Source organism: Dongia soli, assembly GCF_034044715.1.
Taxonomy (GTDB): Bacteria; Pseudomonadota; Alphaproteobacteria; order Dongiales; family Dongiaceae; genus Dongia_B; species Dongia_B soli.
The window spans coordinates 1-632 of the sequence record NZ_JAXCLW010000030.1 but is presented as its reverse complement, the minus strand read 5'-3'; the positions used below and the strand labels follow the sequence as shown (position 1 = coordinate 632).

The following is a 632-nucleotide window of genomic DNA, read 5'->3' as shown; positions in this document are numbered from 1 at the left end:
GGCTCCGGCTTTGGCTGAACCGGGTTCTGGCGGCGCATTCCGAGGTCGGCGATCCGGCGGTCTTCGACAATGATGTGTTTCCCTGGATCGGCAATCTGGAGCGGCATTGGCCGGCGATCCGCGCTGAGGTTGAAGCGCTGGTGAGGAGCGGCGAGGAGGTTCCCGCGTTTCACGACGTGTCGCCGGACCAGTACAAGATTTCCAAAGGGGAGCAGTGGCGCTCCTTCTTCCTTTGGGGCTTCGGTTACACCGTCCCGGCAAATTGCGCCCGTTGTCCGCAGACCACCTGGGCGCTGGACTGCGTGCCCGGGCTGACCACGGCCTTTTTTTCGATCTTGGCGCCGGGAACGCATATACCGCGCCATCAAGTGGTCTCAAAACGCCTCATCAACTGTCATCTTGCCTTGATCGTGCCTCGACAGGCACGGCCCGGTACCGAAGGCTGCCGCATCGCCGTGGACGACAAGATCTTCCGCTGGGAAGAGGGCAAGTGCCTGGTATTCGATGACACCTACCCGCATGAAGTCTGGAATGACACGGCGGAAACCCGGGTTGTGCTGTTCCTGCAGTTCAAGCGGCCGCTGCGGCAGCCCGGCAGGGTGCTCGGCGATTTGTTCCTAGCCGCCGTGCGT

General features: G+C 62.3%; 1 protein-coding gene. It reads left to right on the top strand.

Annotation, left to right across the window (positions count from 1 at the left end; genetic code table 11):
* On the top strand, window positions 1-632 hold a 632-nt coding region (locus tag SMD27_RS24080), incomplete at both ends, for an aspartyl/asparaginyl beta-hydroxylase domain-containing protein (RefSeq protein ID WP_320511005.1).